The sequence below is a fragment of the Candidatus Omnitrophota bacterium genome, from assembly GCA_026387175.1.
Classification (GTDB): domain Bacteria; phylum Omnitrophota; class Gorgyraeia; order 2-01-FULL-45-10; family 2-01-FULL-45-10; genus CAIMPC01.
On the sequence record JAPLME010000008.1, the window covers coordinates 157784 to 180995 of the forward strand.

At 48.6% G+C, this 23212-nt stretch carries 22 protein-coding genes, 1 tRNA gene and 1 riboswitch; of the genes, 21 read left to right on the forward strand and 2 right to left on the reverse strand.

The genetic code is table 11. The features are described 5' to 3' along the window. Positions 1-70: 70 nt before the first annotated feature. Positions 71-3721 (forward strand): chromosome segregation protein SMC, encoded by a 3651-nt coding sequence (smc, locus tag NTY76_05085; protein MCX5678466.1) that lies wholly within the window; start codon positions 71-73, stop codon positions 3719-3721. On the opposite strand, the gene NTY76_05090 is transcribed toward smc, so the two are convergent. Further along, entirely contained in the window at positions 3708-4916 is a 1209-nt protein-coding gene (locus NTY76_05090) for a diguanylate cyclase (GenBank protein MCX5678467.1), read from the reverse strand. The genes smc and NTY76_05090 overlap by 14 nt on opposite strands. Next, positions 4913-5335 (reverse strand): hypothetical protein, encoded by a 423-nt coding sequence (locus tag NTY76_05095; protein MCX5678468.1) that lies wholly within the window; start codon positions 5333-5335, stop codon positions 4913-4915. The genes NTY76_05090 and NTY76_05095 overlap by 4 nt, the downstream gene beginning before the upstream one ends. 70 nt (positions 5336-5405) lie before the next feature. After that, positions 5406-5543, forward strand: a riboswitch (FMN riboswitch). Between the two features lie 88 nt (positions 5544-5631). On the opposite strand from NTY76_05095, the gene NTY76_05100 reads away from it, so the two are divergent. The 20 genes from NTY76_05100 to NTY76_05195 all read left to right on the forward strand — a co-directional run bounded on the left by NTY76_05100 (position 5632) and on the right by NTY76_05195 (position 23209). Beyond that, the gene (locus NTY76_05100; protein MCX5678469.1) at positions 5632-6828 is read left to right on the forward strand and encodes a bifunctional 3,4-dihydroxy-2-butanone-4-phosphate synthase/GTP cyclohydrolase II; all 1197 of its coding nucleotides are present in this window, start codon (positions 5632-5634) and stop codon (positions 6826-6828) included. 73 nt (positions 6829-6901) lie between these two features. Further along, entirely contained in the window at positions 6902-7366 is a 465-nt protein-coding gene (ribE, locus tag NTY76_05105; protein MCX5678470.1) for a 6,7-dimethyl-8-ribityllumazine synthase, read from the forward strand. 645 nt (positions 7367-8011) lie between these two features. Continuing rightward, the gene (nusB, locus tag NTY76_05110) at positions 8012-8431 is read left to right on the forward strand and encodes a transcription antitermination factor NusB (GenBank protein ID MCX5678471.1); all 420 of its coding nucleotides are present in this window, start codon (positions 8012-8014) and stop codon (positions 8429-8431) included. Beyond that, a complete protein-coding gene (locus NTY76_05115) occupies positions 8428-9264 on the forward strand; it encodes a PHP domain-containing protein (protein ID MCX5678472.1) in 837 nt (278 codons plus the stop codon). The genes nusB and NTY76_05115 overlap by 4 nt, the downstream gene beginning before the upstream one ends. Then, positions 9251-10342, forward strand: coding sequence for a bifunctional diaminohydroxyphosphoribosylaminopyrimidine deaminase/5-amino-6-(5-phosphoribosylamino)uracil reductase RibD (gene ribD, locus NTY76_05120; protein ID MCX5678473.1), 1092 nt, complete (start codon positions 9251-9253; stop codon positions 10340-10342). The genes NTY76_05115 and ribD overlap by 14 nt, the downstream gene beginning before the upstream one ends. Next, entirely contained in the window at positions 10342-10977 is a 636-nt protein-coding gene (locus NTY76_05125) for a riboflavin synthase (GenBank protein ID MCX5678474.1), read from the forward strand. The genes ribD and NTY76_05125 overlap by 1 nt, the downstream gene beginning before the upstream one ends. A gap of 63 nt (positions 10978-11040) precedes the next feature. Beyond that, a complete protein-coding gene (locus NTY76_05130; GenBank protein MCX5678475.1) occupies positions 11041-11463 on the forward strand; it encodes an exosortase system-associated protein, TIGR04073 family in 423 nt (140 codons plus the stop codon). A gap of 117 nt (positions 11464-11580) precedes the next feature. Beyond that, positions 11581-11657, forward strand: a tRNA-Pro gene (locus NTY76_05135). Positions 11658-11793: 136 nt separating this feature from the next. Beyond that, positions 11794-12072 (forward strand): acylphosphatase, encoded by a 279-nt coding sequence (locus NTY76_05140; protein MCX5678476.1) that lies wholly within the window; start codon positions 11794-11796, stop codon positions 12070-12072. A 26-nt stretch (positions 12073-12098) separates the two neighbouring features. Next, complete coding sequence (gene ligA, locus NTY76_05145) at positions 12099-14111, forward strand: NAD-dependent DNA ligase LigA (protein ID MCX5678477.1); 2013 nt, start codon at positions 12099-12101, stop codon at positions 14109-14111. Beyond that, the gene (locus tag NTY76_05150) at positions 14108-14671 is read left to right on the forward strand and encodes a hypothetical protein (GenBank protein ID MCX5678478.1); all 564 of its coding nucleotides are present in this window, start codon (positions 14108-14110) and stop codon (positions 14669-14671) included. The genes ligA and NTY76_05150 overlap by 4 nt, the downstream gene beginning before the upstream one ends. A gap of 9 nt (positions 14672-14680) precedes the next feature. Further along, on the forward strand, positions 14681-15301 hold the full coding sequence (locus tag NTY76_05155; GenBank protein ID MCX5678479.1) for an MBL fold metallo-hydrolase: 621 nt from the start codon (positions 14681-14683) through the stop codon (positions 15299-15301). Next, positions 15298-16188: a site-specific tyrosine recombinase XerD gene (xerD, locus tag NTY76_05160; protein ID MCX5678480.1), complete on the forward strand. Its 891-nt coding sequence runs from the start codon at positions 15298-15300 to the stop codon at positions 16186-16188. The genes NTY76_05155 and xerD overlap by 4 nt, the downstream gene beginning before the upstream one ends. 590 nt (positions 16189-16778) lie before the next feature. Beyond that, positions 16779-16976 (forward strand): hypothetical protein, encoded by a 198-nt coding sequence (locus NTY76_05165; protein ID MCX5678481.1) that lies wholly within the window; start codon positions 16779-16781, stop codon positions 16974-16976. 32 nt (positions 16977-17008) lie between these two features. Continuing rightward, positions 17009-19645: a CBS domain-containing protein gene (locus NTY76_05170; GenBank protein MCX5678482.1), complete on the forward strand. Its 2637-nt coding sequence runs from the start codon at positions 17009-17011 to the stop codon at positions 19643-19645. 15 nt (positions 19646-19660) lie between these two features. Continuing rightward, complete coding sequence (gene rbfA, locus NTY76_05175; protein MCX5678483.1) at positions 19661-20047, forward strand: 30S ribosome-binding factor RbfA; 387 nt, start codon at positions 19661-19663, stop codon at positions 20045-20047. After that, complete coding sequence (locus NTY76_05180; protein ID MCX5678484.1) at positions 20010-20978, forward strand: bifunctional oligoribonuclease/PAP phosphatase NrnA; 969 nt, start codon at positions 20010-20012, stop codon at positions 20976-20978. The genes rbfA and NTY76_05180 overlap by 38 nt, the downstream gene beginning before the upstream one ends. Positions 20979-20988: 10 nt before the next feature. Then, on the forward strand, positions 20989-21675 hold the full coding sequence (gene truB / locus NTY76_05185; GenBank protein ID MCX5678485.1) for a tRNA pseudouridine(55) synthase TruB: 687 nt from the start codon (positions 20989-20991) through the stop codon (positions 21673-21675). Further along, on the forward strand, positions 21672-22625 hold the full coding sequence (locus NTY76_05190; GenBank protein ID MCX5678486.1) for a bifunctional riboflavin kinase/FAD synthetase: 954 nt from the start codon (positions 21672-21674) through the stop codon (positions 22623-22625). The genes truB and NTY76_05190 overlap by 4 nt, the downstream gene beginning before the upstream one ends. Positions 22626-22744: 119 nt before the next feature. After that, entirely contained in the window at positions 22745-23209 is a 465-nt protein-coding gene (locus NTY76_05195) for a ribosome maturation factor RimP (GenBank protein ID MCX5678487.1), read from the forward strand. The last annotated feature ends 3 nt before the right edge of the window (positions 23210-23212 follow it).

A 23212-nucleotide genomic window follows, 5' to 3' on the forward strand; every position in this document is an offset into this window, starting at 1 on the left:
TGTAAGCTTCTATAGTTTATATATTCTGGTATATTTTATACTTTTTTATACGGACTTATAATATAATTATATGCACTTTAAATCCCTAGAGCTGGTGGGTTTTAAGTCTTTTGCCGAAAAGACGAAGCTTAATTTTGAGCCGGGCGTTACCGCTGTAGTCGGCCCCAATGGCTGCGGAAAATCCAACATAGCTGACTCTATCCGCTGGGTGCTCGGCGAGCAGTCAGCAAAAAGCCTGCGGGCGTCCAATATGCAGGACGTCATCTTCAACGGCACCGACACCAAAGATCCTATCAATTTTGCCGAAGTATCCTTGACATTTTCCAATGAAAAAAGAACTCTCCCGATAGACTACGATGAAGTCACGATAACCCGCCGCGTATTCCGCTCAGGCGATAGCGAATATCTTTTAAACAAAACCCCCGTAAGGCTGAAAGACATAGCGGACCTTCTGATGGGAACCGGTATAGGCACGGAGAGCTATTCCATTATCGAGCAGGGAAAGATGGACCTGATACTCAGCTCGAAGCCGGAGGACAGGCGCTATGTATTCGAAGAGGCCAGCGGCATCACTAAATATAAATCCAAGAAGAAAGAGGCCCTGCGCAAACTCGAGCAGACCGAGCAGAACCTGCTGCGCATAAATGATATTATAACGGAAGTGAAACGCCAGATAAACTCTATCGAGCGCCAGGCGAAGAAGGCGGAACGCTATAAGGTCGATTACGAAAAGCTGAAGGATATGGAGGTCAAGCTCACCTGCCGCGAGTACAAGGGCCTGAAGATGCAGGAAGCCACGTTTACCGTAGAGAATGAAGATACGAAGGCAAGAGAGAGGGACCTTTCCGGTGAAATAAACGCGATCGCCCTGAAGATTTCCGAAGAAAGGCAGGCGCTGAACGAGGTAAATAATAAGATTTTGAATTTAAGGAACCGCTCTTCGGAGATCTCGAATTCGCTCGATATGAATAAGCACAAGATCGAAATAGATAAAGAGAGGATCGAGGAGGCCCGCATATTACAGGAGGGCCTGAACAGAGAGATCAAATCGGCAACCGATAAGATAAATAACGCTAAGGAGCAGGTAGGTAAATTAAAGATCGATCTTGACAGGGCGGTATCGGAGAGGGCCCTGAAGCAAAAGACCGTTGAAGAACATGAACTGCTTTTATCGAATATCGCCAGAGAGCTGGAGGAGACCGAAGAGAAGGCCAAGGTCTTCAAGATACAGATAGTGGAATTCCTGGCAAAAGAGACACATATAAAGAACGACCTGATAAAGATAGGCGCCGATGTTCAGAACAGGAAGATGCGTCAGCGGAGGCTCGAGATAGAAAAAGATGAGGTGGGGAAGGAGCTGGAGTCCACTGAGGGAGCCTTGTCGGGTGTGCTGGTGGAATTTAAGACCATAGAAGACAAAGTCGTCGGACTCAAGACGGGCCTCGAGGCGAAGAAGCTTGCTAATGAAGAGGTCATATCCGCGATAGAGAATATAGAATCGGATATAGCCAGGGAAGAAAACAATAAAGCCGCGACAAGGTCGAAGATCGAAATGCTGGAAGAGAGCCTGAAGACGCACGAGGGATTTAAGAGCGGGGTGAAGAACCTGCTCATTAAGGCCAATGAAGATAAGGTTTCATTCAGCGGGGTCCTCGGGGTATTGGCGGATATAATAAAAGTCGAAAAAGGTTACGAAGAGGCTGTAAGTACGCTCCTGGGCGATGACGCTCAGCTGATAATTACGGAAAATGATAATGACATAGTGAGGGCTATCGAATATTTGAAGAACGGCAGGTTTGGTAAAGCAAGCTTTGTCTCTCTTGAAACATTGAGGAAGGTAAGCCGAAGCGCGGATCTCCGGCTTAACGAAGCTCTCCATAAGCCATTGAGCAGTTTTGTTCATATAGATGAGCGGCTTAAACCGGTTATTGAATATTTCTTCGTAAATTCTTATCTGATAGAATCTGTAGAAGAAGGCATGAGGAGTTGCGGCGCCAGCCCCGCGGTATTTGTAACAAAGTCCGGGCACATGTTCGATAATTGCAAGGTTTCGGGCGGAAGCGCGAGCGAAGGCGAAGAGTCGCTGCTGATAGGGCGCAGACAGAGACTGGATGACCTGAGGAACGAGCTTAGGACCTGTGAAGAGAGAGGCATAGCGCTTGTTGCCGTCAGGGATGAAAAGAAATCGGCCGGCAGGGCCCTGGAGACCGAGATAGAGTCCACAGATTCCGCGCTAAGGCAGGAAGAGATAAATTACGCCAATGCCAAAACTAAAAAGGACGCTCAGGAAGAAGCGGGCAGGAAACTCGCGGACGAAATGTTCCTCCTTGGATCGGAGCTGGATGAGGTGAATCAGATCATAAACGATCTCACCGCGAAGGGCACGGCGCTGAATATTGAGCTGAATAAGATCGAGGTTGAAAAGACCTCGATGCAGGAATTTATAGATCGATCCCAGGCTTTTATACTTGATAAAAAGTCTGAACGGGAGAGGACCGCGCTGGAGATGGCGACATTGAGAGCCGAGGTCCAATCGCAGGAAAAGGAAGAGGAGAATGTCCGTAATAATCTCAAGTCGCAGGAAGCCATAGTTTTCGAACTCGAGGATACATTATATGCCAAGGACGCCTTAGCGAAGGAATCGAGCGAGAAAGCTAAGTCTCTGGAATGCGAGATAGGTAATCTGACCAGCCAGAACCAGATATTAGAAAATGACCTAAAGATCCTTAATGAGGAATCCTCCGCCGTAGAGGGCTCGAGGGCCGATATCGGGGCGAGGCTCAATATGGACGAGACGCAGTTGAAAGAAAAAGAGGCGCAGCTGGAGACCTTCCGTAACCTTATAAGGGATCTTGACGTAAAATTGACAGAGCTTAATTTCAAGAAGTCGAATTTAAAGGACAGGATGCTTCAGGCGCACAAGTTCGACCTTGAGATGACACCTGTGGAACTTGATGAGCAGATAGACTGGGAATCGATAAGCGTGCAGGTCTCGGAGCTTAAGGAAAAGCTCGATAAGATGGGACCAGTGAACCTGGTTGCCATAGATGAGCATAAAGAGCTGGAGGAGCGGTATAATTTTCTGGTCCATCAGCAGGAAGATCTGGTCAATGCCAAAGATTCGCTGTTAAAGGCCATTCAAAAGATAAATAAGACGACGAAGGACCTTTTCCTGGAGACCTTCCAGAAGATACAGGTTGAATTCAAGAACTTCTTCAGGATGCTCTTCGGCGGAGGCCAGGCCGAACTGGTCCTTATAGATGAGCAGGATATACTGGAATCCGGCATAGAGATCGTGGTGCGCCCTCCCGGTAAAAAATTACAGAATATGATGTTGTTGTCCGGCGGCGAAAAAGCCATGACGGCGTGCGCGCTGCTCTTTGCGATATTCAAGGTTAAGCCGAGCCCCTTCTGTGTGCTGGACGAACTGGATGCGCCTTTAGATGAATCTAATGTCATGAGGTTCACCAGCGTCCTGAAAGAGTTCATCAAAATATCACAGTTTATCATCATCACGCATAATAAGCGCACAATGGAACTTGCCGATATCATCTACGGTATCACAATGCAGGAACGAGGCGTCTCGAAGATAGTTTCGGTAAAGTTTCTTGATGATCGTAAGAAGACGGAAAATATCGAAAAACCGGCTTTAGAACCGCAGCCAGCCGGTCAGGCCGCCCAGCCGGCGGCATCCGCGGAACCTCTGGTCAATCCTTCGTAGGCCTGTTATCTTTCATTGCGCTGGAATACAGGAAGGTCTTATTCTTTCCGGCATGTTTCGCTTCATATAACGCGATGTCGGCGCGGGATATCAGGTCGCCCTTATTGGCGGCGTCATCCGGATAGGTGGCTATGCCGCAGCTTACCGTGAGCCTATGGCTCGCGTCAATCCCCGGCTCATTCGCGAATGCGTTTTCGACTTCGACGCGAAGCCGTTCTGAAAATAATCCCGCGCTCTCCTTAGAAGTGCTTGGCATGATTATGCCGAATTCCTCACCGCCGTATCTTGCGGCTATATCGCATTTCCTGGACTTATTTTTCAGCACAAGGGCGAGCTTTTTAAGCGCGTCATCGCCTTTCATGTGGCCAAGAGTGTCGTTATAGTGCTTAAAATTATCGACATCTATCATGATAAGGCTCAGCTGTGTCTCGCTGATCTTGGATTTCTCAATTTCATATGAAAGGTGCTGGTGGAATTTACCGTAGTTCCAGAGCTTAGTGAGCCAGTCTGTATTCGACAGATAGACGGTTTCTTCATAAAGGCGGGAATTCTCTATGGCCAGGCCAGCATGGCTCGCGAACATCGTCAGCATCTTTATATCGGACTTTGTTATGGGTTTCTTATTAAAGATGTTATCGACCAGGATCGCGCCCACGACCTTGTCTTTAGCTTTAAGCGGTACAGTTACGAAGAAGTCGGTGTTAAGATTCCTCTGCATCTCGGGGTCGACGATCTTTTTGGCCTCGTGAGTTGTGATCTCAAAGGTCATGCCTTCGAGAATGGTGAGCGCGAGTATCCCCATATCCTCGCGAAGAGGTATCTTTATCCCTTTGACTATCTGATTTAATTTCGAATCGGGGTCTCTCTTGAAGGTATCGTAGGATGAAATAAAATCGTCGAGGGTCATCTTGCTCTCGGATATCGCGTGCCAGATCTTGCCGGCCTCTTCGCCGGTGTGGGGGCCTATGCCCATGATGCCTTCCAGGACGCTTTCTTTGTCGTTAACCAGGAAGAGCATCGCGCGGTTGAATCCGAGCCCTTCATGAGAAGTCAAGGCGGTAAGTATTATATACAATACCTGATCCAGCTTGAGGGTGGTCCTCATCGCGTTAGAGATCTCGAAGAGCATCGAAAATTCCCACTCGAGCCTCTTAAGTTCCTGCTTTAAAGTGTTTTCGTCGTATTTTTCTGTCAAGGCGTGGCTGCTTTTTTGGGGGCCGGAAGTTTTTTCAAATTGCCGAACATAACTCCTATGGCAACTTCTTTGTCGTCGGTTTTCCTTGCCATTACCCTTACGGGGTCGCCGACTTTAAGCTCGGATATATCCGTAACCTTGGTTACGCTGGTCGACGGCGCGATCTCTACTATATGGAGCTGGTTATCGCGTTCGCCGTTCACTTCGATCTTTATCCTTGACGGGTCCGCCGTATCTATTTTTGATATATTGCCCAATATCATGCTAAATCCGGATTTTACAGCTCCTCTGGGATTCACGAGTTTCTGTTCCGCCGCCATTTGGCCGTTTTTGCCGGTGTTTTCGTCAACCGCTGATCCTGCCGCGGTGAATGTAAGTGAGAAAGCTATGGCCAATGCAAAAGTAAATGATCTCTTCATCTTTAACCTCCAAAATATAGCTGATTTTATCATATATGGCTTGACAAGTCATTAGAAATCGATATAATGAAGGGGTCTTCGGGGTGGGGTGACCTGCATTGGCGGGAATTCCCCGGCCGGCGGTAAAGCCCGCGAGTCCCTGTGTCCGAGGGGCAGAACTTGTGAGATTCAAGTGCCGACAGTACAGACTGGATGGTAGAAGACGCCTCGGCAGATGCTGTGCCGTACAAAAAGAGAGATATCTTGTAACCCCCGAAGCTTTTTAGGGGGTTTTTTATTTTGAGGAGCGAAAAAACATGAAACTGAATACGATTCCAGAAGTTCTCAGCGACCTTAAAAAAGGCAAGATGGTCATAGTCATAGATGATGAGGACCGCGAAAACGAAGGTGATCTCATAATGGCGGGACAATTTACCAGGCCCGAAGATATAAATTTCATGGCCCGTGAAGGTCGCGGCCTGATATGCGTCCCTATGGAAGGAGCCAGGCTGGATGAGCTTGACCTGCATCCGATGTCGTCCAGAGCTTTTGACCCGTATAAGACCGGCTGGGCGATATCCTGTGACGCGAAGAAAGGAATAACTACAGGCATTTCAGCAAACGACAGGGCGCGCACCATAAATATTTTGGCAAGTTCCAAATCGAAGGCATCTGATCTGGTCAAGCCCGGGCATATCTTTCCGTTAAGAGCTAATGAAGGCGGCGTCCTCGTCAGGGCCGGCCACACAGAGGCATGCGTTGATCTGATGAAGCTATCCAGGCTGTATCCAGCCGGTGTTATATGCGAGATAATGAAGGACGACGGCACGATGGCCAGGACCCCCGATTTAATAGCATTCGCCGGCACGCACTCCTTGAAGATATGCACCATGGAGAGCCTGATAGAGTACAGGCGTAAGTCTGAAAAGCTGATCAAGAGAATAGCGCAGACAAATATGCCTACGCCTTTCGGCAATTTTAAAGTCTTTGTTTACGAGTCGCTCGTCGATAAACAGCATCACCTCGCCCTTATCAAGGGAAGGCCCGACAAAAATGACGCGCTGGTCAGGGTGCATTCGGAATGCCTGACAGGAGATGTATTCGGATCCAAAAGATGCGACTGCGGCGAACAGCTTCATACCGCGATGAAGCTGGTAGATAAGAACGGAAGCGGCGTTATACTATATATGAGACAAGAGGGTCGCGGCATAGGGTTGGCTAATAAGTTGCGGGCTTATGAGCTGCAGGACAAAGGGATGGATACCGTTGAGGCCAATGAAGCCCTGGGTTTTAAGCCCGATCTGAGGGATTATGGTATAGGGGCGCAGATACTCGCGGATCTGGGATTGAAGAATATAAGGCTCCTTACGAATAACCCGAAAAAGATAGTGGGTCTGGAGGGGTATGGCCTTAAGGTGATAGAGAGAGTGCCGATACATGTCCTGGCGAACAAGGCCAACGCAAAATATCTTAGGACCAAGAGGGAGAAACTGGGTCACGACTTGAAAGTGTGATGTAAATAAAAGGCCGATATCAGGGATATCGGCACTTAGCCTACGATAAGGCTGAATAAACTAGGAGGGTAACATGGTAAATGTGATAAAGGCGGATTTGGTTGCAAAGGGGAAGAAGTTCGCGATAACCATATCGCGGTTCAACGAGTTTATATCATCGAAGCTTCTTGAGGGATGCATCGACACACTTAATCGTCATGGTGTCCAGGAGAATTCGATAGATGTGGTGTGGGTGCCGGGGGCATTCGAAATACCGATGATCGCGCAAAAGTGCGCGAAGTCAAAAAAGTACGACGCGGTTATATGCCTAGGTACGGTCATAAGAGGCGCGACGCCTCATTTTGAGTTTGTGGCGAGCGAGGCCGCCAAAGGTGTCGCGAAGATATCGCTCGATACTAATGTGCCGTGCATATTCGGCATCATCACAGCCGATAATATCGAGCAGGCGATCGAGAGGGCTGGCACGAAGGACGGCAACAAGGGCCGCGACGCGGCGCTCTCGGCCATCGAGATGGCTAATCTGTACGCGAAGCTATAGATTTTTCGGCTGCAAGCGATAGTCTAGAGCCTTCGGGCACTTGCTTTCGCTTGTTGCGGTTTATCCCTCGCGGGGCGGTGCTTCGCAGGGACGCGAAATTTCCCCTGCGAGGAAATTTCGCTCGGAAAGATCGCTCGCTCTTTTTGGCATACAGGTATACCAGGGCCAAAAATCCGTGCCCGCTCGCGACTTTCGACGCCCTGCTTAGCACCGCCCCCGCGAGGGATAACTGAGTAACGAAGAAGATAGTGCCCAAAAGCTCCCTGCACTATGCAAGGAGCCGAAAAAATTACTGGGGGTAGTGAGCAGAGAGTGAGATTGTAACAGTGAACGGAGGCGAAAATATCCTTCAGTACGTCAGATGGCGGAACTTTTGGGCGATGCTGAAGCGACTTTATAAAATTTCGATACCTATAGGCGGTACAGGCTTTATCATCGAAATTTTATCAAGAGCGAGCGAGGAAGCCTATTCCGAGCGAGCGGCAAGCGGAAGCATTGACCGAAAGTAAACGCCGGACTGAGATGTTTCTAGGATATTTTCGCTGTAGTGAGGATATTTTCAGTGCGAACCATAACTTCGGTTTAGGTCCAAACTGGAATTTGAAGGATGCTGTTGCCGTAGTTGCAAATGAATGAGGAGGGAAGATGAGGAAGCGAACAGTCGCGAGAGAATCTGCGCTTAAGATACTATATGCGGTCGATATTACGAAAGAAGCGCCGGACAAATGCATAGATAATTTTTGGTTGTCGCAGGATAAAGTGGAAAAAGAGGTGATGAGTTACGCTAACGATATTGTCCTTGGCGTCTGCCATAATAAAGCGCGTATCGATAAGGTGGTATCGGAATGCGCGACGAATTGGGAGCTCGACAGGATGGCGGTTATAGACCGCAATATACTACGATTAGGTACGTACGAGCTTATATTTATGGAAGAGGTCCCGCCGAAGGTCGCCATCAATGAAGCGATCGATATCGCAAAGAGATACGGCGATAAAGACTCCGGAAAATTCGTGAACGGTGTGCTCGACAAGATCAGTAAGGAAAAGAGAAAACCGTCCGAATGAAGTACGCCGATCTGCATGTCCACACGTTCTATTCCGATTCGACTTTTTCGCCGGAGGAGGTGGTTTCCTGCGCCAGGGACAGGGCGCTTGCGGCCATAGCCATATGCGACCATGACTCCGTGGACGGAATAGAGCCTTGCCTGGCGATCGGAGATAAGCTGGGTGTTGAGATATTACCGGGTATCGAGCTTAGCGCGGAGAAATCCGACGCCGAGATCCATATACTCGGATACTTGATGGATTATAATCTCGGCTGGCTTCGCAAACGGCTCAAAGAGCTTCAGGAAGCCCGCATAGACCGTATCCATAAGATGGTTGAGAGACTGAACTCCAAAGGCATCGACCTGAAAGCTGAAGATGTCTTTAAGATCGCGGGCCGCGGCACGGTCGGAAGGCTGCATCTGGCGCTTGCGATATTAAATACGGGAAAAGTGAAGACGATAAAAGATGTTTTCGGAAAGTATATAGGTTTTAGAAAGCCCTGTTATGTGGCAAATTTGAAATTAACTCCGGAGGAGGCTATAAGTATTGTCCTGAGAGCCGGAGGGGTTCCGGTGCTGGCCCACCCCGGTTGTATGGGCAGGGACGAGTATATACCGGAACTGATCGGGCATGGACTTCGCGGAATTGAGGTTTATCATACGGATCATGGCGCAGGCGCGGTTAAACGATATCAGAAGATAGCAGAAAAGAACGATCTCCTTGTCACGGGCGGATCCGACTGCCATGGCCTCGGAAAAGGGAGGATTCTGCTGGGGGAAGTCAGGGTGCCTTATACGCTTGTAGAGAGATTGAAGGAAGAGTCGGGAAAGATCAAGAATGAACACAGATAAGAAATATATGTCGCTGGCCATAGAGCTCGCTAAAAAAGCTGAGGGACGGACGAGCCCCAATCCGCTCGTCGGAGCCGTTATAGTAAAAAGAGGCAAGATAGTCGGGAAAGGTTATCATAAAAAATGCGGCCTCCCGCACGCGGAAATGAATGCTATAAAGGCCGCCGGAGATGCGGCTGGAGGCTCTACGCTGTATGTCACGATGGAGCCCTGCGATCATTACGGCCGGACCCCGCCCTGCACTGATGCGATCATAAAGAGCGGGATAAAAAGAGTTGTTATAGCGATGAAGGACCCTAATCCGATAACTGACGGACGCGGTATAAAAAAACTTAAAGCGCATAAGATAAATACGAAAGTCGGCGTCCTGGAAAAAGAGGCGCGGGCCATAAACAGGCCTTTCATAAAATTTATTACAAAAAAATTGCCGTTCGTCAGGGTCAAAGTCGCTGAGTCGATCGACGGCAAGATAGCCACAAAGAGCGGAGATTCGAAATGGATAAGCGGGGAAGCGTCGCGCCGGTATGTGCACGGCTTGCGCAGCAGAGTAGATGCCGTTATGGTCGGCTCCGGGACTGTGCTTAAAGACGATCCAATGCTTTTATGCAGGATACCTGGAGCAAAACAGCCTCTTAGGATAATAGCGGACAGCAGTTTAAAGATGCCGTTTACTTCAAAACTGTTTTCCACGGCCGGCAGCCATTCGGTCCTGATCGCCACCACGAAAAAGGCCCCTTTCAAGAAAGCCGAAGTGTATGCGAGAAACGGTATAAGCCTGTTATTCTGCAAAATAAAGAATAACAGAATAGATCTTAAGGACCTATTGAAAAAACTGTCATGGCTGGGCGTTACCGATCTTTTAGTCGAGGGCGGAGGCGAGCTGGTGGCGGGCCTCGTCGAGAAGAAGCTCGTAGATCAATTCATATTTTTCATATCTCCGAAAATAATAGGCGGCAGGGACGCGAAGACAGCCGTGGAGGGCACAGGCGTCGATAAAGTCGCCGACGCGGTAAAGCTTAAAAATATTTCGATACGGATGTTCGAAGACGATGTAATGATAGAGGCGGAGGCCGCTTAATGTTTACTGGCATTATACAAGAGTTAGGAAGCGTGCAGAATATCAATAGAGTCGGCAATATTTACAAACTCGATATCCGCTCGAACAGCATATATAAAGACGTCAGGATAGGTGACAGCGTCGCTGTCAACGGTGTCTGCCTGACTGCGGTCTCTAAAAAGAAAGATATATTGAGTTTCGATCTGATGGCAGAGACGATACGCAATACGAGCTTTGCCGGATTGAAGAATAACGACAGGGTCAACCTGGAAAGATCTCTGAAAGCGGGTGAGACGCTGGACGGGCATTTCGTCTTGGGGCACATCGATTGCGCGGGAGTAATAAAAAATATCAGGAAGATAGGCGATGATTTTATGATAAGTATCGCCTTTCCCGGCGGCTTCGACCGTCTTGTGGTCGAGAAGGGATCGATCGCGGTAGATGGTGTGAGCCTTACGGTAAGCCATGCGGGCAAAGATACGTTCGATGTCCACATCATACCGCATACATTGAAATCCACGATACTCGGTACAAAAAAATCGGGTGACAAAGTGAACCTCGAATTCGATATACTGGGGAAGTATATCGCAAAAGAAAGGGATGCCGGCAGCCGGCCGCGCGTAACGGAGGAATTCCTGCGAAGCAAAGGATTCTAAAGTATTATTTGAAAATAGCTATATATAATGATATATTTAGCTATAAAGAAGGGGAGGTATGATATGGCGATAAGGAAGATGATTGCATTGGTGATCGCGGTTACTTTTATGGTGAGCATTACCTCGCCGGTATTATTCGCGTCTTGCGGGACTTGCGGTAAACCTGCATCGGATGCCGAATGCGCTAAGGTGATGGCGAAGGATACGTGCGATAAACCCAAAGGAGACCCGCTGAGGAAATTAGGCCGAGGATTGGCCAATTGCCTGACTTTCCCCATTGAGATACCGAACCGTATATCCGACGTAAATAATTCCGACGGCCCGATGGCTGCGGTTACATACGGCCTGGTCAAGGGCACTGTAATGAGTCTCTTTAGAGCGATGATCGGGGCATATGAAGTCCTGACCTTCCCGATCCCGTTTCCGGGCGGTTACAGGCCTATAATTAAAGATCCTGAATTTATACTGGAAGACTGGAACGCCTAAGAATCATAAACTGTTTGAGTAATTTATGCCCCGGGCAGATGATGCTCGGGGCATTTTTGCTGCCCAAAATATCTTTGTATATAGTCCCTAATATGATATTATATTATACTAAATGAGCGGGGCGTAGCGCAGCTGGCTAGCGCGCTTGGTTCGGGACCAAGAGGTCGGCGGTTCAAATCCGCCCGCCCCGACCATCCAGTCACATAAGAGATGCCATCGGAAACTATACATTTGCTGCCGGGCGGGCCTGCCCGCATGCGGCCATATCCTTGCTGGCAGGCGGGCTTACCCAGCGCCATAGCCGGTGCCTCCTGCCTATGGAAAAATTAAATGTCCGACAAAAGAGCTCATATATATTATGAAGGTATGGTCCAGGGGGTCGGTTTCAGGTTCTCGGCCCAAGAACGCGCAACCTCTCTCGGTCTCAAAGGATGGGTTAAAAATCTTGATGACGGCAGAGTCGAAGTTTTATGCGAAGGCGCTGAGCGGGATATAAAGGCATTCCTGGAAAAGATGGCTTTAGCTTTCGGAACATATATAAGTAATACCGATATTGAGTGGGCAGAAGCTGTCGAAGAGTATAAAGGATTTGACATAAGTTTCGATTAATTCGATTGAGTTTAAGGAATATATACATGGCAGTCAAAGACTTTAACGAGATAAACAAAGAGATCAAAAGTTTAAGAAAGATGATAAATCGTCATGACAGGCTGTATTATGTCCTGGCAAAGCCTGAAATATCCGACCAGGAATACGATAAACTGTACAGGAGGCTTAAAGATCTCGAGGGTGAGCATCCGGAGCTTATAACGCCTGACTCTCCGACGCAGAGAGTCGGCGGCGAGCCGATCAAGGGGTTTGCCGTGGTAAAACATATATTACCCATGATGAGCCTGGATAACACTTATTCGGCGGATGAGATAAGGCAGTTCGATGACAGGGTAAGAAAGAACCTGAAGGGCGAAGCGGTAGAATATGCAGTGGAACTGAAATTTGACGGGGTGAGCGCATCGTTGCTTTACGAAGACGGTAAATGGGTGCGGGGCGCGACACGCGGCGACGGCGAGAATGGAGATGACGTTACCGCCAACTTGAAGACGATACACTCCATCCCGCTTGAATTCGGCGATGATGCGGAGCGCGCCCCAAAACTGATAGAGATTCGCGGTGAAGTTTACATGACGAAGAGATCTCTTGATGAGATAAATAAGAATAAAGATAAAAACGGCGAGGAGCCGTTCGCAAACCCGCGGAACGCGGCCGCCGGGTCGCTTAAGCTGCTCGACCCCAAAATGGTTTCGGGAAGGCATCTTGACATGTACATCTGGGGCATAGGCCACTGCGAGGGCAAGAGGTTTAAGACCCATGTCGAGGTCCTCGACTATTTAAAGAGTAACGGATTCAAAGTGAATCCCCACTGCAAACTGTGTAAATCGATAGAAGAAGTAATAGAATATTGCGATTCATGGGAGCCGAAGAGGGATAAGCTGGATTTTGAAATGGACGGTATGGTGCTCAAGGTAAACGATCTCGCTCAGCGCCAGAGGCTGGGCAGCACTTCAAAAAGCCCGCGCTGGGCCATCGCGTATAAGTTTCCCGCGGAGAAGGCGCTTACCGAAGTGCGGGATATAATTGTTCAGGTGGGCAGGACGGGCGCCATAACGCCGGTCGCGATATTGAAGCCGGTGCATCTATCGGGCACCACCGTTTCAAGAGCGACGCTTCATAACTTCGACGAGATAGACAGGTTGGGCGTCAAGATAGGCGATAAGGTCTATGTGGAGAAGTCAGGAGAGATAATACCTAAAGTCTTAAGCGTTGCGAAAGAGAAGAGGTCCGGTAAGGAGAAAGATTTTGTTGTTCCGGTGAAGTGCCCTGTATGCGGCGCACGCCTTACAAGGCTGCCTGAGGAGGTAGCGCTCAGGTGCCCGAATGCCGGATGCCGCGCCCAGATAAAAGAGGCCATCCTGCACTTTGCATCAAGAAATGCGATGGATATCGAAAATATGGGCGAAGCGATAGTGGATCAGCTTGTCGATAAAGAATTGATAAAAGATTATGGGGATATATATCGTTTAAGCCTGGAAGACGTAAAAGACCTCGACAGAATGGCCGAGAAGAGCGCCCGTAATCTCATTGATGCCGTCGAAAAATCGAAGTCGAATGGCCTTAATCGGCTCATATACGGTCTTGGTATAAGGCATGTGGGAGAGAATTCCGCATGGGTGCTTTCGGAACATTTCGGTTCTATGGAAAGATTGAAAGGCTCCGGAGTCGAAGAGCTTACCGCGATAAGGGAGATAGGTCCCGTGATGGCGGAGTCGATACGCTCCTTTTTTCAAAATAAAGAAAACATCAAAATACTGGAGAAACTTAAGGAGGCCGGGCTTAAGATGGAGCTTTTGGAGAAGAAAAAGGAACCCGGCAGATTATCGGGCAAGACGATCGCAGTAACGGGCGTGTTAAGATCATACTCAAGGCCCGAAATAGAAGAGCTTATACGAAAGCTCGGAGGTAATCCATCGTCCAACGTCAGCAAGAATACGGATTTTCTGGTATGCGGTGATGAAGCGGGATCGAAACTTGATAAGGCGAAAGCTTTAGGGGTCAAGGTTATAAGCGAAGAAGATTTCAAGGAGATGATATGAGAAAGATGTGTGCTTTGGCAATGGTTTTTTTTATCGCCCTGACACTCACAGGCTGCGATTCGCTGCAGAGGAAATTTACGCGCAAAAAGAAGGAGACGAAACCTATTCCACGGCTTTATCAGCTTAAAAAATACGATATTAAGCCGTCCGCCGCGCTATACAGCAAACACTATGCCTATTGGCAGTCCTGGATGTCCGAGCTGATACAGGATCTCGGCGGGAACCGTAAGAAAGATATAAGATGCGTCGAGGAGGCGCTGAATCAGCTTCATGATATGCGCAATATACTCGTTCAGGAGAAAGCAGACGCCTTAACGAAGCATATGCACAGACTAGAAGGTGTTCGAGACACTATCGTAAATGAGGAGCTTAGCCAATATAACAGAAGTCAGGTGCTTATGACCCTCGAACGCGAGGACAGGACCATAAAGCGCGAATTCGATGTCGCCAGCATCAAAAAATATATAAAAGAGAGTTTCGATGAGATGCCTTCGGTTAAAGACGGGGCATCGCCTGCACCATCTACTTTTGGCGCCAGCTTACCGAGAGACGCAGAATAAAGAACGGATATGAGCAGAAAATTTACACTGAAGAGGTTCGTTGTCGGTTTACTCGGAACGAACTGTTATCTTGTCGCGGACGCCCTGACCAAAGAGGCGTGCCTGATCGATCCGGGCTCAGGACCGTATCCGATAAAGAACTTCATAAGCAAAGAGGGCCTCGATTTGAAGTTCATAATAAATACGCACGGACATGGTGACCATATAGGCGCGAACGCATTTTTCGATGTGCCGATATTCATACATAAACTCGATAAGGATTTTCTGACGAATCCCGGAATGAACATGTCGCGCATGTTTATGCCAGGCATAGTATCGCCCGGGGCCGAGAGATTGCTCGAGGAAGGGGATATTCTAAATCTCGGAGGGCTTGAATTGAAGATATTGCACACGCCCGGACACACTCCCGGATCGGTCTCGGTGGTCCTGGACGGAGTCGTCTTTACCGGAGACGCGCTCTTTGCCGGCTCGGTCGGCAGGACCGATTTCGAATACGGCGACCAGGACAGCCTCATCCGCTCTATAACGCAGAAGCTCTTTACGCTTAAAGACGATACTATCGTCTATCCGGGCCACGGCGGGCCTTCGACGATAGGTGAAGAGAAGAAGTCCAACCCATTTTTTTCATGAAGACATTAGTGGATGAATTTTTAAATTATCTTACGGTCGAAAGGGGCCTTAGCAAGAATACTATATCCGCTTACGGGACGGATCTCAATCATTTTACGGAGCATCTCGGGGCGCATGGTATCAGCGATCCCGATCATGTGAAGAGGCAGGATATCATGGATTATATGCTGAAGCTCAAAGACAACAAGATATCGAGCAATTCCATATCCAGGGCGCTTGTGGCGATAAAGATGTTCTATAAATTCCTGGTGAGGGAACGATTGGCAAAAGACGATGTCGCCGGAGTCCTGGAATCGCCAAAACTTGTACGGCCCTTACCCAATGTCATGGGAATGCAGGAGGTTGAAAAACTGTTGGCCGCCCCCGACGTGCGGGGATGGATGGGTATAAGGGACAGGGCGGCGCTTGAACTCATGTACGCGACCGGGATGAGAGTTTCGGAGCTTGTCGATCTCACTATGGATGGCCTGAATTTAGACGTGGGATTTATAAAATGCCGGGGGAAAGGTGATAAGGAACGCATTGTGCCTATCGGCAAAAGCGCGAAGGAAGCGATCGAGAGGTATCTCGATAAAGTACGTCCGAAACTCCAGAAGAAGGACGCCCAGGACCAGCACCTCTTTTTGTCAAGGCTCGGCAAGAAGGTCTCGAGGGTATCGTTCTGGAAGATGATAAAAACAAATGTGAAGCTTGCCCGCATAAAGAAAGATGTGACGCCGCATACTCTCAGGCACTCATTTGCTACGCACTTATTGGAGCGCGGGGCGGATCTGCGCGTCGTCCAGGAGATGCTTGGACATGCGGATATATCGACGACTCAGGTATATACGCATATAAATAAAGAGCGGCTGAAGTTAATACACAGGCAATTTCATCCGCGGGCGTAAATTTTTCGGATTCTATAGTTTGTCCCTTGCGTGTGGGTGCTTCGCGGGGACGCGAAATTTCCCCTGCGAGGAAATTTCGCTCGGAAAGATCGCTCGCTCTTTTTGGCAAGTAAGCGTACCAGGGCCAAAAATCCATGCCCGCTCGCGACTTTCGACGCCCCGCTCAACACCCACACGCAAGGGACTGCTGAGTAGTCCGAAAAATTTACTGACAGGGTGAGTAGAGAGTGAGATTGGGATGGTGAGCGGAGGCGAAAATATCGCATGATGGATGGCGCCCCAGGTGATATCCTCAGGCAGCGGAACTTCTGCGGGAAGCCTGGAGCGACTTTCGTAAAATCTTGATACCTATAGGCGATATACCAGGACAATGAAACTGCGCGACAGTTTTTTACGTATAGGCAGGTTCATTGGCCATCAAGATTTTACAACAGCGAATTTACATGCCTAATGTAAATCTGCGACAAGCGGAAGGCTTACCGCAGAAGTTTCGATGCTGTAGGAGAAATGAAGGGGGCGAGCCCCTGAGGATATTTTCGCCGTAGTGAGGATAGACGTAACTTCGGAAAAAGATAACAAGGAGGTGCGTGATGTGGTATTTAATAGGCGTCATAGCGATAGCCCTGGTTGGCTTCTTTTTGTATGCGAACGCGAAGAAGAATAAGCGGGATGCGGAAAAAGCCAAGGCGGGAGATAAGCCGCCTTTCCGTACGGAGGAAAAGCTGAGCTCATACAACAAGCCGATGGATAATCAGCACTCGCATGTAGACTTTGATGACGCGGAGTAGGGACTTCACTATAACCTCACAGCCATAAGCATATGGATCTTATAACCACACACATCAATGCGGACTTTGACGCGCTGGGATCGCTCGTAGCGGCGAAGAAGCTCTATCCGAACTCGCGGTTGTTAATGCCCGGCTCTCAGGAAGAGGCTGTGCGGGAGTTTCTGGCGCTGGCCAAGGAGCAGGTGATCGTAGAGACTGAAAAGGAGTGCAGGACCGATGATATCGACAGGCTCATAATTGTAGACACCAGGCAAAGGTCGAGGATCGGCATGGCGTCAGAGCTTGTAGATAAAGGCGTTGAAGTTCATGCCTATGATCACCACCCAAGAATGAAGGGCGATGTCGCCTGCGATCTGGATGTCTATGAAGAGGTTGGCGCGACGGTCACGATACTTGCCGATATCATACGAAAGAAGAGAATAAAACTGTCGTATTTAGAAGCGACGATAATGCTGCTCGGCATATACGAAGAGACCGGGTCGCTGACATACCGCGCTACAACCAAGCTCGACGTCGATATGGTGAGCTTTCTCCTGTCGCACGGCGCGAGCCTCGCCGTCGTATCGAGTTATCTGAACAGGGAGCTGAGCGAAGGAGAACTTTCGTTCCTTACGCGGCTTATAAATTCCACCGAACGTTTCATTGTAAAGGGGATCAGCATTTCATTCGTTGAAGTGGATAGCGCGACATATGTGGGCGAGCTGGGCGTGCTTCTCCATAAGCTCATCGAGATCGAGAATATACCGGTGCTGTTCGCGTTTATCAGGACGCCTCAAAAGAGAATAGATATCATCGCGCGTTCAAGTATAGCGTTAGTCGATGTGAATAAAGTGCTTTCGCGTCTTGGAGGGGGAGGACACCCCGGAGCCGCTGTAGCAAAGATACATAAGGATGATCTGCCCTGGGTCAAGAAGCGGCTGATGGAAGCATTGAAAGATACTATTAAGATTACAGTTAATGCGGAAGACATAATGGCAAGGGGCCTTAAGACCGTTTCGGCTAATGATACGGTGATGAGGGTTAAGAAGATATTATTGAAAGAAAATCTGGGCGGCATGGCGGTCGTTGATAAAGGCAAACTCGCCGGGATAATTACGCTCGTCGGGCTCAACAAGGCGCTGAAGCACGGATACGGACATTCGCGTATCAAAGGGTATATGTCATACAGGCCCGTTACCGTTAGGCCTGAAACGCCGCTTTACGCTATCCATAAAATAATTTCAGAGAAAGATTCCGGCGTTATCCCTGTGGTCGATAAAGGCGCGATGATAGGCGTGATTAACAGGACGGACGTTTTAAGGAGCGTGCATGACAGCCTCTTCTTGAAGCCCAGGGAACTGAAAAAGCGTGTTGTGTTAAACTTCGCCAAAAAGATGTCATCAGTGCTGCCGAAGGAGATAATCGCCCTGATGAAGAGGATAGGTGAGCTCTCCAACTCGGCTGGCTTCGCGGCATTTGCCGTGGGAGGGCTTGTAAGGGACCTGATGCTGGGCATCAAGAACCTGGATCTGGATATAGTGGTGGAGGGCGCGGCGATAAAGCTTGGGCATCTGCTCGCAACGGAGCTGAAGGCGGCAATAGTGGTGCATAAGAAATTCGGAACATGTTCGATAATAACGAAAGATAAATTTAAGATAGACCTTGCGACGGCCCGTAAGGAAACTTATGAGAAGCCGGCAGCGTTGCCAACGGTAGAATTCAGTCCGCTTAAAGACGATCTCGTCAGACGGGATTTTACGATAAACGCGATGGCTATAAGCATAAACCGTTCGAGTTTCGGGCAGCTTATCGATTTCTTTAACGGTAAGCCCGACCTGGCGCATGGAAGGATAAAGGTCCTGCATGACGGCTCGTTTATAGACGATCCGACCAGGATATTTCGCGCAGTGCGTTTCGAATCGCGGTTCGGGCTCGTCATCGATCATCACACGGAAGAGCTCATAAAGAACGCGATAGAACAGTCTATGTTCGATAAGGTCGAGCCGCAGAGGATACGCGACGAGCTCATCCTGATACTTCAGGAGCCGGAGCCCTTAAAGGCGCTTAAGAGAATGGCCGAACTCGAGGAGCTCAGGTTTATCCACCCCGCCATTAAACTCGATAGCGATATGATAAGACTGTATAATTCGATCGACGGAGTTTGTTCCATATATGAACGTTCTCAATATAAGAAGCGGGCCATCGACAAATGGCTTATGTATCTTATGGCGCTGTTTGAATACTTGACTTATAGCCAGGTTTCGGCTATATGTAGTAAGTTCGTCTTCAGGGGCTCCGACAGCCTCAGATTGCTTTCATATAAGAGTAAAGCTGACGCCGTAACAAAGCTATTGAGTTCCAGAAAAGATCTCGCTCCCAGTAAGATATATAAACTACTTGAGCCCCTCTCGCTTGAGGTTATATTGCTTATCATGGCCAGGACAGCCTTGCTGGGTTCAGGAGTGAAGGCCGCGCGTATAAGTTCGCGGATAAAGGTCTTCCTTGCGAAATATAATGGAACGAGATTGCGTATCCGGGGCGACGATCTTAAAGCTATGGGTCTCAAGAGCGGCCCGGCTTTTAAGGTGATACTTGACAAAGTCCTTTATCATAAGATAGACGGAACACTGAAGACAAAAAGAGACGAATTAGAATACGCGCGCATTTTAACGCTCAAGAAGAACGGATAGGAAGCGGAGATACGGATGAGTTCGCAAAGGATGGGAAGAGTGCAGGAGGCTATACGGCAGGAGGTCAGCAAAATCCTGCATGATGAGATAAGGGACCCGAGGCTTGGGTTCTTGACGATAACTGGAGTCGAGCTCACGAAGGATCTCAGGTATGCGCGTATATATTTCAGCGTCCTGGGTGAGGATAAGGACAAGAAGCTCGCCCTTAAAGGCCTGAATAGCGCTAAGGGGTATATTAAGGGGCTGCTCGGCGACAGGGTGAAGTTGAGATATATGCCTGAAATAGAATTTAAGATAGACGAGACGCTCGAGAGAACGCAGCGCATATATGAACTCTTCGATAAGATAAAGAAGGAGAAAAAAGATGATGCAGGAAGTGATAGAGGCGATAAAGAAACATAAGAAATTTCTCATCAGCGCCCATATAAACCCGGAAGGCGATTCCCTCTGCAGTCAGCTCGCTATGAAGGAGCTCCTGATAGCCATAGGCAAGGAAGCCGCGATAGTTAATAATGATCCTGTGCCGGAGCACTACAAATTTCTGCCGGGAATAGACAAACTTTCGACGGATTTGACTAAAAAGGTGGATTTCGACGCGGTCCTGATCCTGGATTGTCCGACCCTGAAAAGGGTGGGCAGCGTAGCCGGCATTATAGGTAAGGGCAAAACCATAATAAACATAGATCATCATATTTCGAGTGAGAGATTCGGCGATGTAAACTGGGTCGATGCCAATGCCAGCTCCACGGGTGAGATGGTATATAAGCTCTTTAAAGAGATGAGCGTGCCTCTAACTAAAGGTATCGCGCTCTCGATATATATAGCTATTCTGACGGATACAGGTTCATTTAACTACGATAACACATCCGCCATAACACATGAGATAGCGGGCGATCTTTTAGGATATGGCCTTGAGCCCGGGTCAGTTTCTGAAAGCGTCTATGAGCGCAGGACCCTGACCGATATAAAACTCCTCGGCCTTGTTCTGTCGACTCTGAAGGTCAATGAAACCGGTGAGGTAGCGTACCTCGAGATAACGCGAAAGATGGTTTCTGAAACGGGCGCCGATGTAACCAAGAGCGAAGGGTTTATCAACTATGCCCGTTCCATAGAGGGCATTAAAGTGGCGGTGCTATTTAAAGAGGACTTAAAGGATAAGAATAAGATAAATATCAGCTTTCGCTCCAAAGGAAGGGCCGATGTCAACAGGATCGCGTCATCTTTCGGCGGCGGAGGACATGTGAAAGCTTCCGGTTGTATCCTCGAAGGCACCCTCGCCGATATCGAAGCCAAAGTCATCGCTAAGGTCGAAGAATCGCTAAAGCGCAGATAAATTTTTTAATATGGAGAATATAGACGGGATATTGATTGTAGACAAGCCGCAGGGCATGACGAGCCATGACGTTGTCGATGTCGTCCGCAGGCTCTATGGAACGAGGAAGGTGGGGCATGCGGGTACGCTCGACCCTATGGCGACCGGTGTCCTGATAATGCTTATTGGCAAGGCCACCAAAGTCTCGCAGGATCTCAGCGCCGAAGAGAAAGAGTATGATGCGACGCTTGTCTTAGGCGCGCGATCCGCTACGGGAGACGCCTGGGGTAAACTGGACCGTTCCGAAGGGCCGGTCGATTTTACCGATGACGAGATCAGGGCTGTCTTCAAACAATTTGAAGGTGAAATCGAGCAGACCCCTCCGGCCTATTCCGCAAAAAAGATCAACGGCGTAAAGATGTATCATCTCGCGCGGAAAGGCAAAAGTATTGAGGCCAGGCCGCAGAAGATATCGATAAAAAAGATATCCATATCGAAGATCGCTCTCCCCGAAGTCTCATTTGAACTCACCTGTTCAAAGGGTACTTATGTAAGGCAGCTCTGTATTGATATAGGAGAGCTTTTAGGCTGCGGCGGATATCTCTCGGCCCTGGAGCGCAGGCGCTCCGGGCGATTTACGATGAGCCAGGCGAATTCGCTGGAAGAACTGAAGAAGATGAACCCCGCGCAGTTGGCGGAGAGGGTGCTGCCCGTATGAGAGTGATTTACGGTTTACGCGGCTTCAAAAAATTCGCTAAAGCAGCGGTGCTTGCCATAGGCGTCTTCGATGGCCTCCATATAGGCCATATAAAGATAATAAAGAAAGCCGTGCGCGACGCGAAGAGGCTTAAGATAAAAAGCGTGGTCCTGACATTCGATCCGCACCCTATAAAAATCCTGTGCCCGAAAAACTCGGGGGTTCCCAGCCTCATTTCGGTGAATCATAGAATAAAGCTTATAGAAAAACTCGGCGTGGATATTCTGGTGGTCATGAACTTCAACCGCGCGCTGGCAGTCCTCGCGCCTGGAGATTTTGTAAAAAAATTGCTGGTAAGAAAGCTTGGCGTAAGGGAAGTATGCGTCGGGGAAAATTTTTACTTTGGCAAAGGGGGCGCTGCCGGCGTTAAGGACCTGGATAAGCTCGGCAGATCATTCGGTTTCAAGGTCAGCGTTGTAAAGCCGGTAAGAATAGGCCGCGCTATCGTGAGCTCAAGCCTTATAAGAAAGTTGATAACTTCGGGCGAGCTTCGCAAGGCATCAAAATTATTAGGCAGGAGAGTCTCCGCGCTGGGCACGGTCATCAGCGGCGCGCGCCTTGCCAGAGAGCTGGGATATCCTACAGCTAATCTTAATCCGCATCACGAGGTCATTCCGCCTGGAGGCGTTTATGCCGTATTTGTGAGATTTAAAGGGAAGACGTATAAAGGCGTGCTCAATATCGGCCTTAGACCCACATTCTATTCACCAAGAGACCGGGAGAGCGCGGTAGAGGTTCATATATTTGATTTTAAGGAGAAGATCTACGGGCATGACCTGGAGGTGTTCTTTGTCAAAAAATTAAGAGATGAGGTGGCTTTTGCCGGTAAGAATGGGCTGGTGAAACAGATTAAAAAGGATGAAAAGGCGGCAAGAAACGCATTGAAAAGGGCAAGTATAGATTGTTCTTGACATTATTACCATAATATAGTATAAATACTTAAACTTTCGTAAGGGAGAGAGTGGGTTTAATACATAAACCCACTTTTTTTTCATCATACGTTTTGCCGATAAAATGCTTAATAGAGGCTATGATGGACTCGACAAACATAATTGAGCGGACAAAAGAACTGATTGGGCCGTATTTAAAGGAAAACGGCATCGAACCGGTCGATATAACATACAGGCGCGAGTCAGGCGGCATGATCCTGAGGCTTTTGGTGGATACGCCTGAGGGCATACGCATAGATGAATGCGAGGCCGTGAATAACGCCTTGAGCGAACTGCTCGATAAAGAAGATTTTATCGGTGAACATTATGTCATAGAGGTATCCTCACCCGGCCTCGATAGACCTATCAAGACCAATAGGGATTTTGAGCGTTCGATGGGCAAGGAGTTAGAAGTGGCAACATTTTATCCTATAGACGGGCGCAAACTGCATATAGGTTGTCTGGCTGGTATGAATCAGGGAGAGATTGTTTTGGAGGCTAATGGTATCAGCACTATGATACCGCGTGACAAGATAGCTATAGCTAAGCTGCATATAGAATTCTAAATG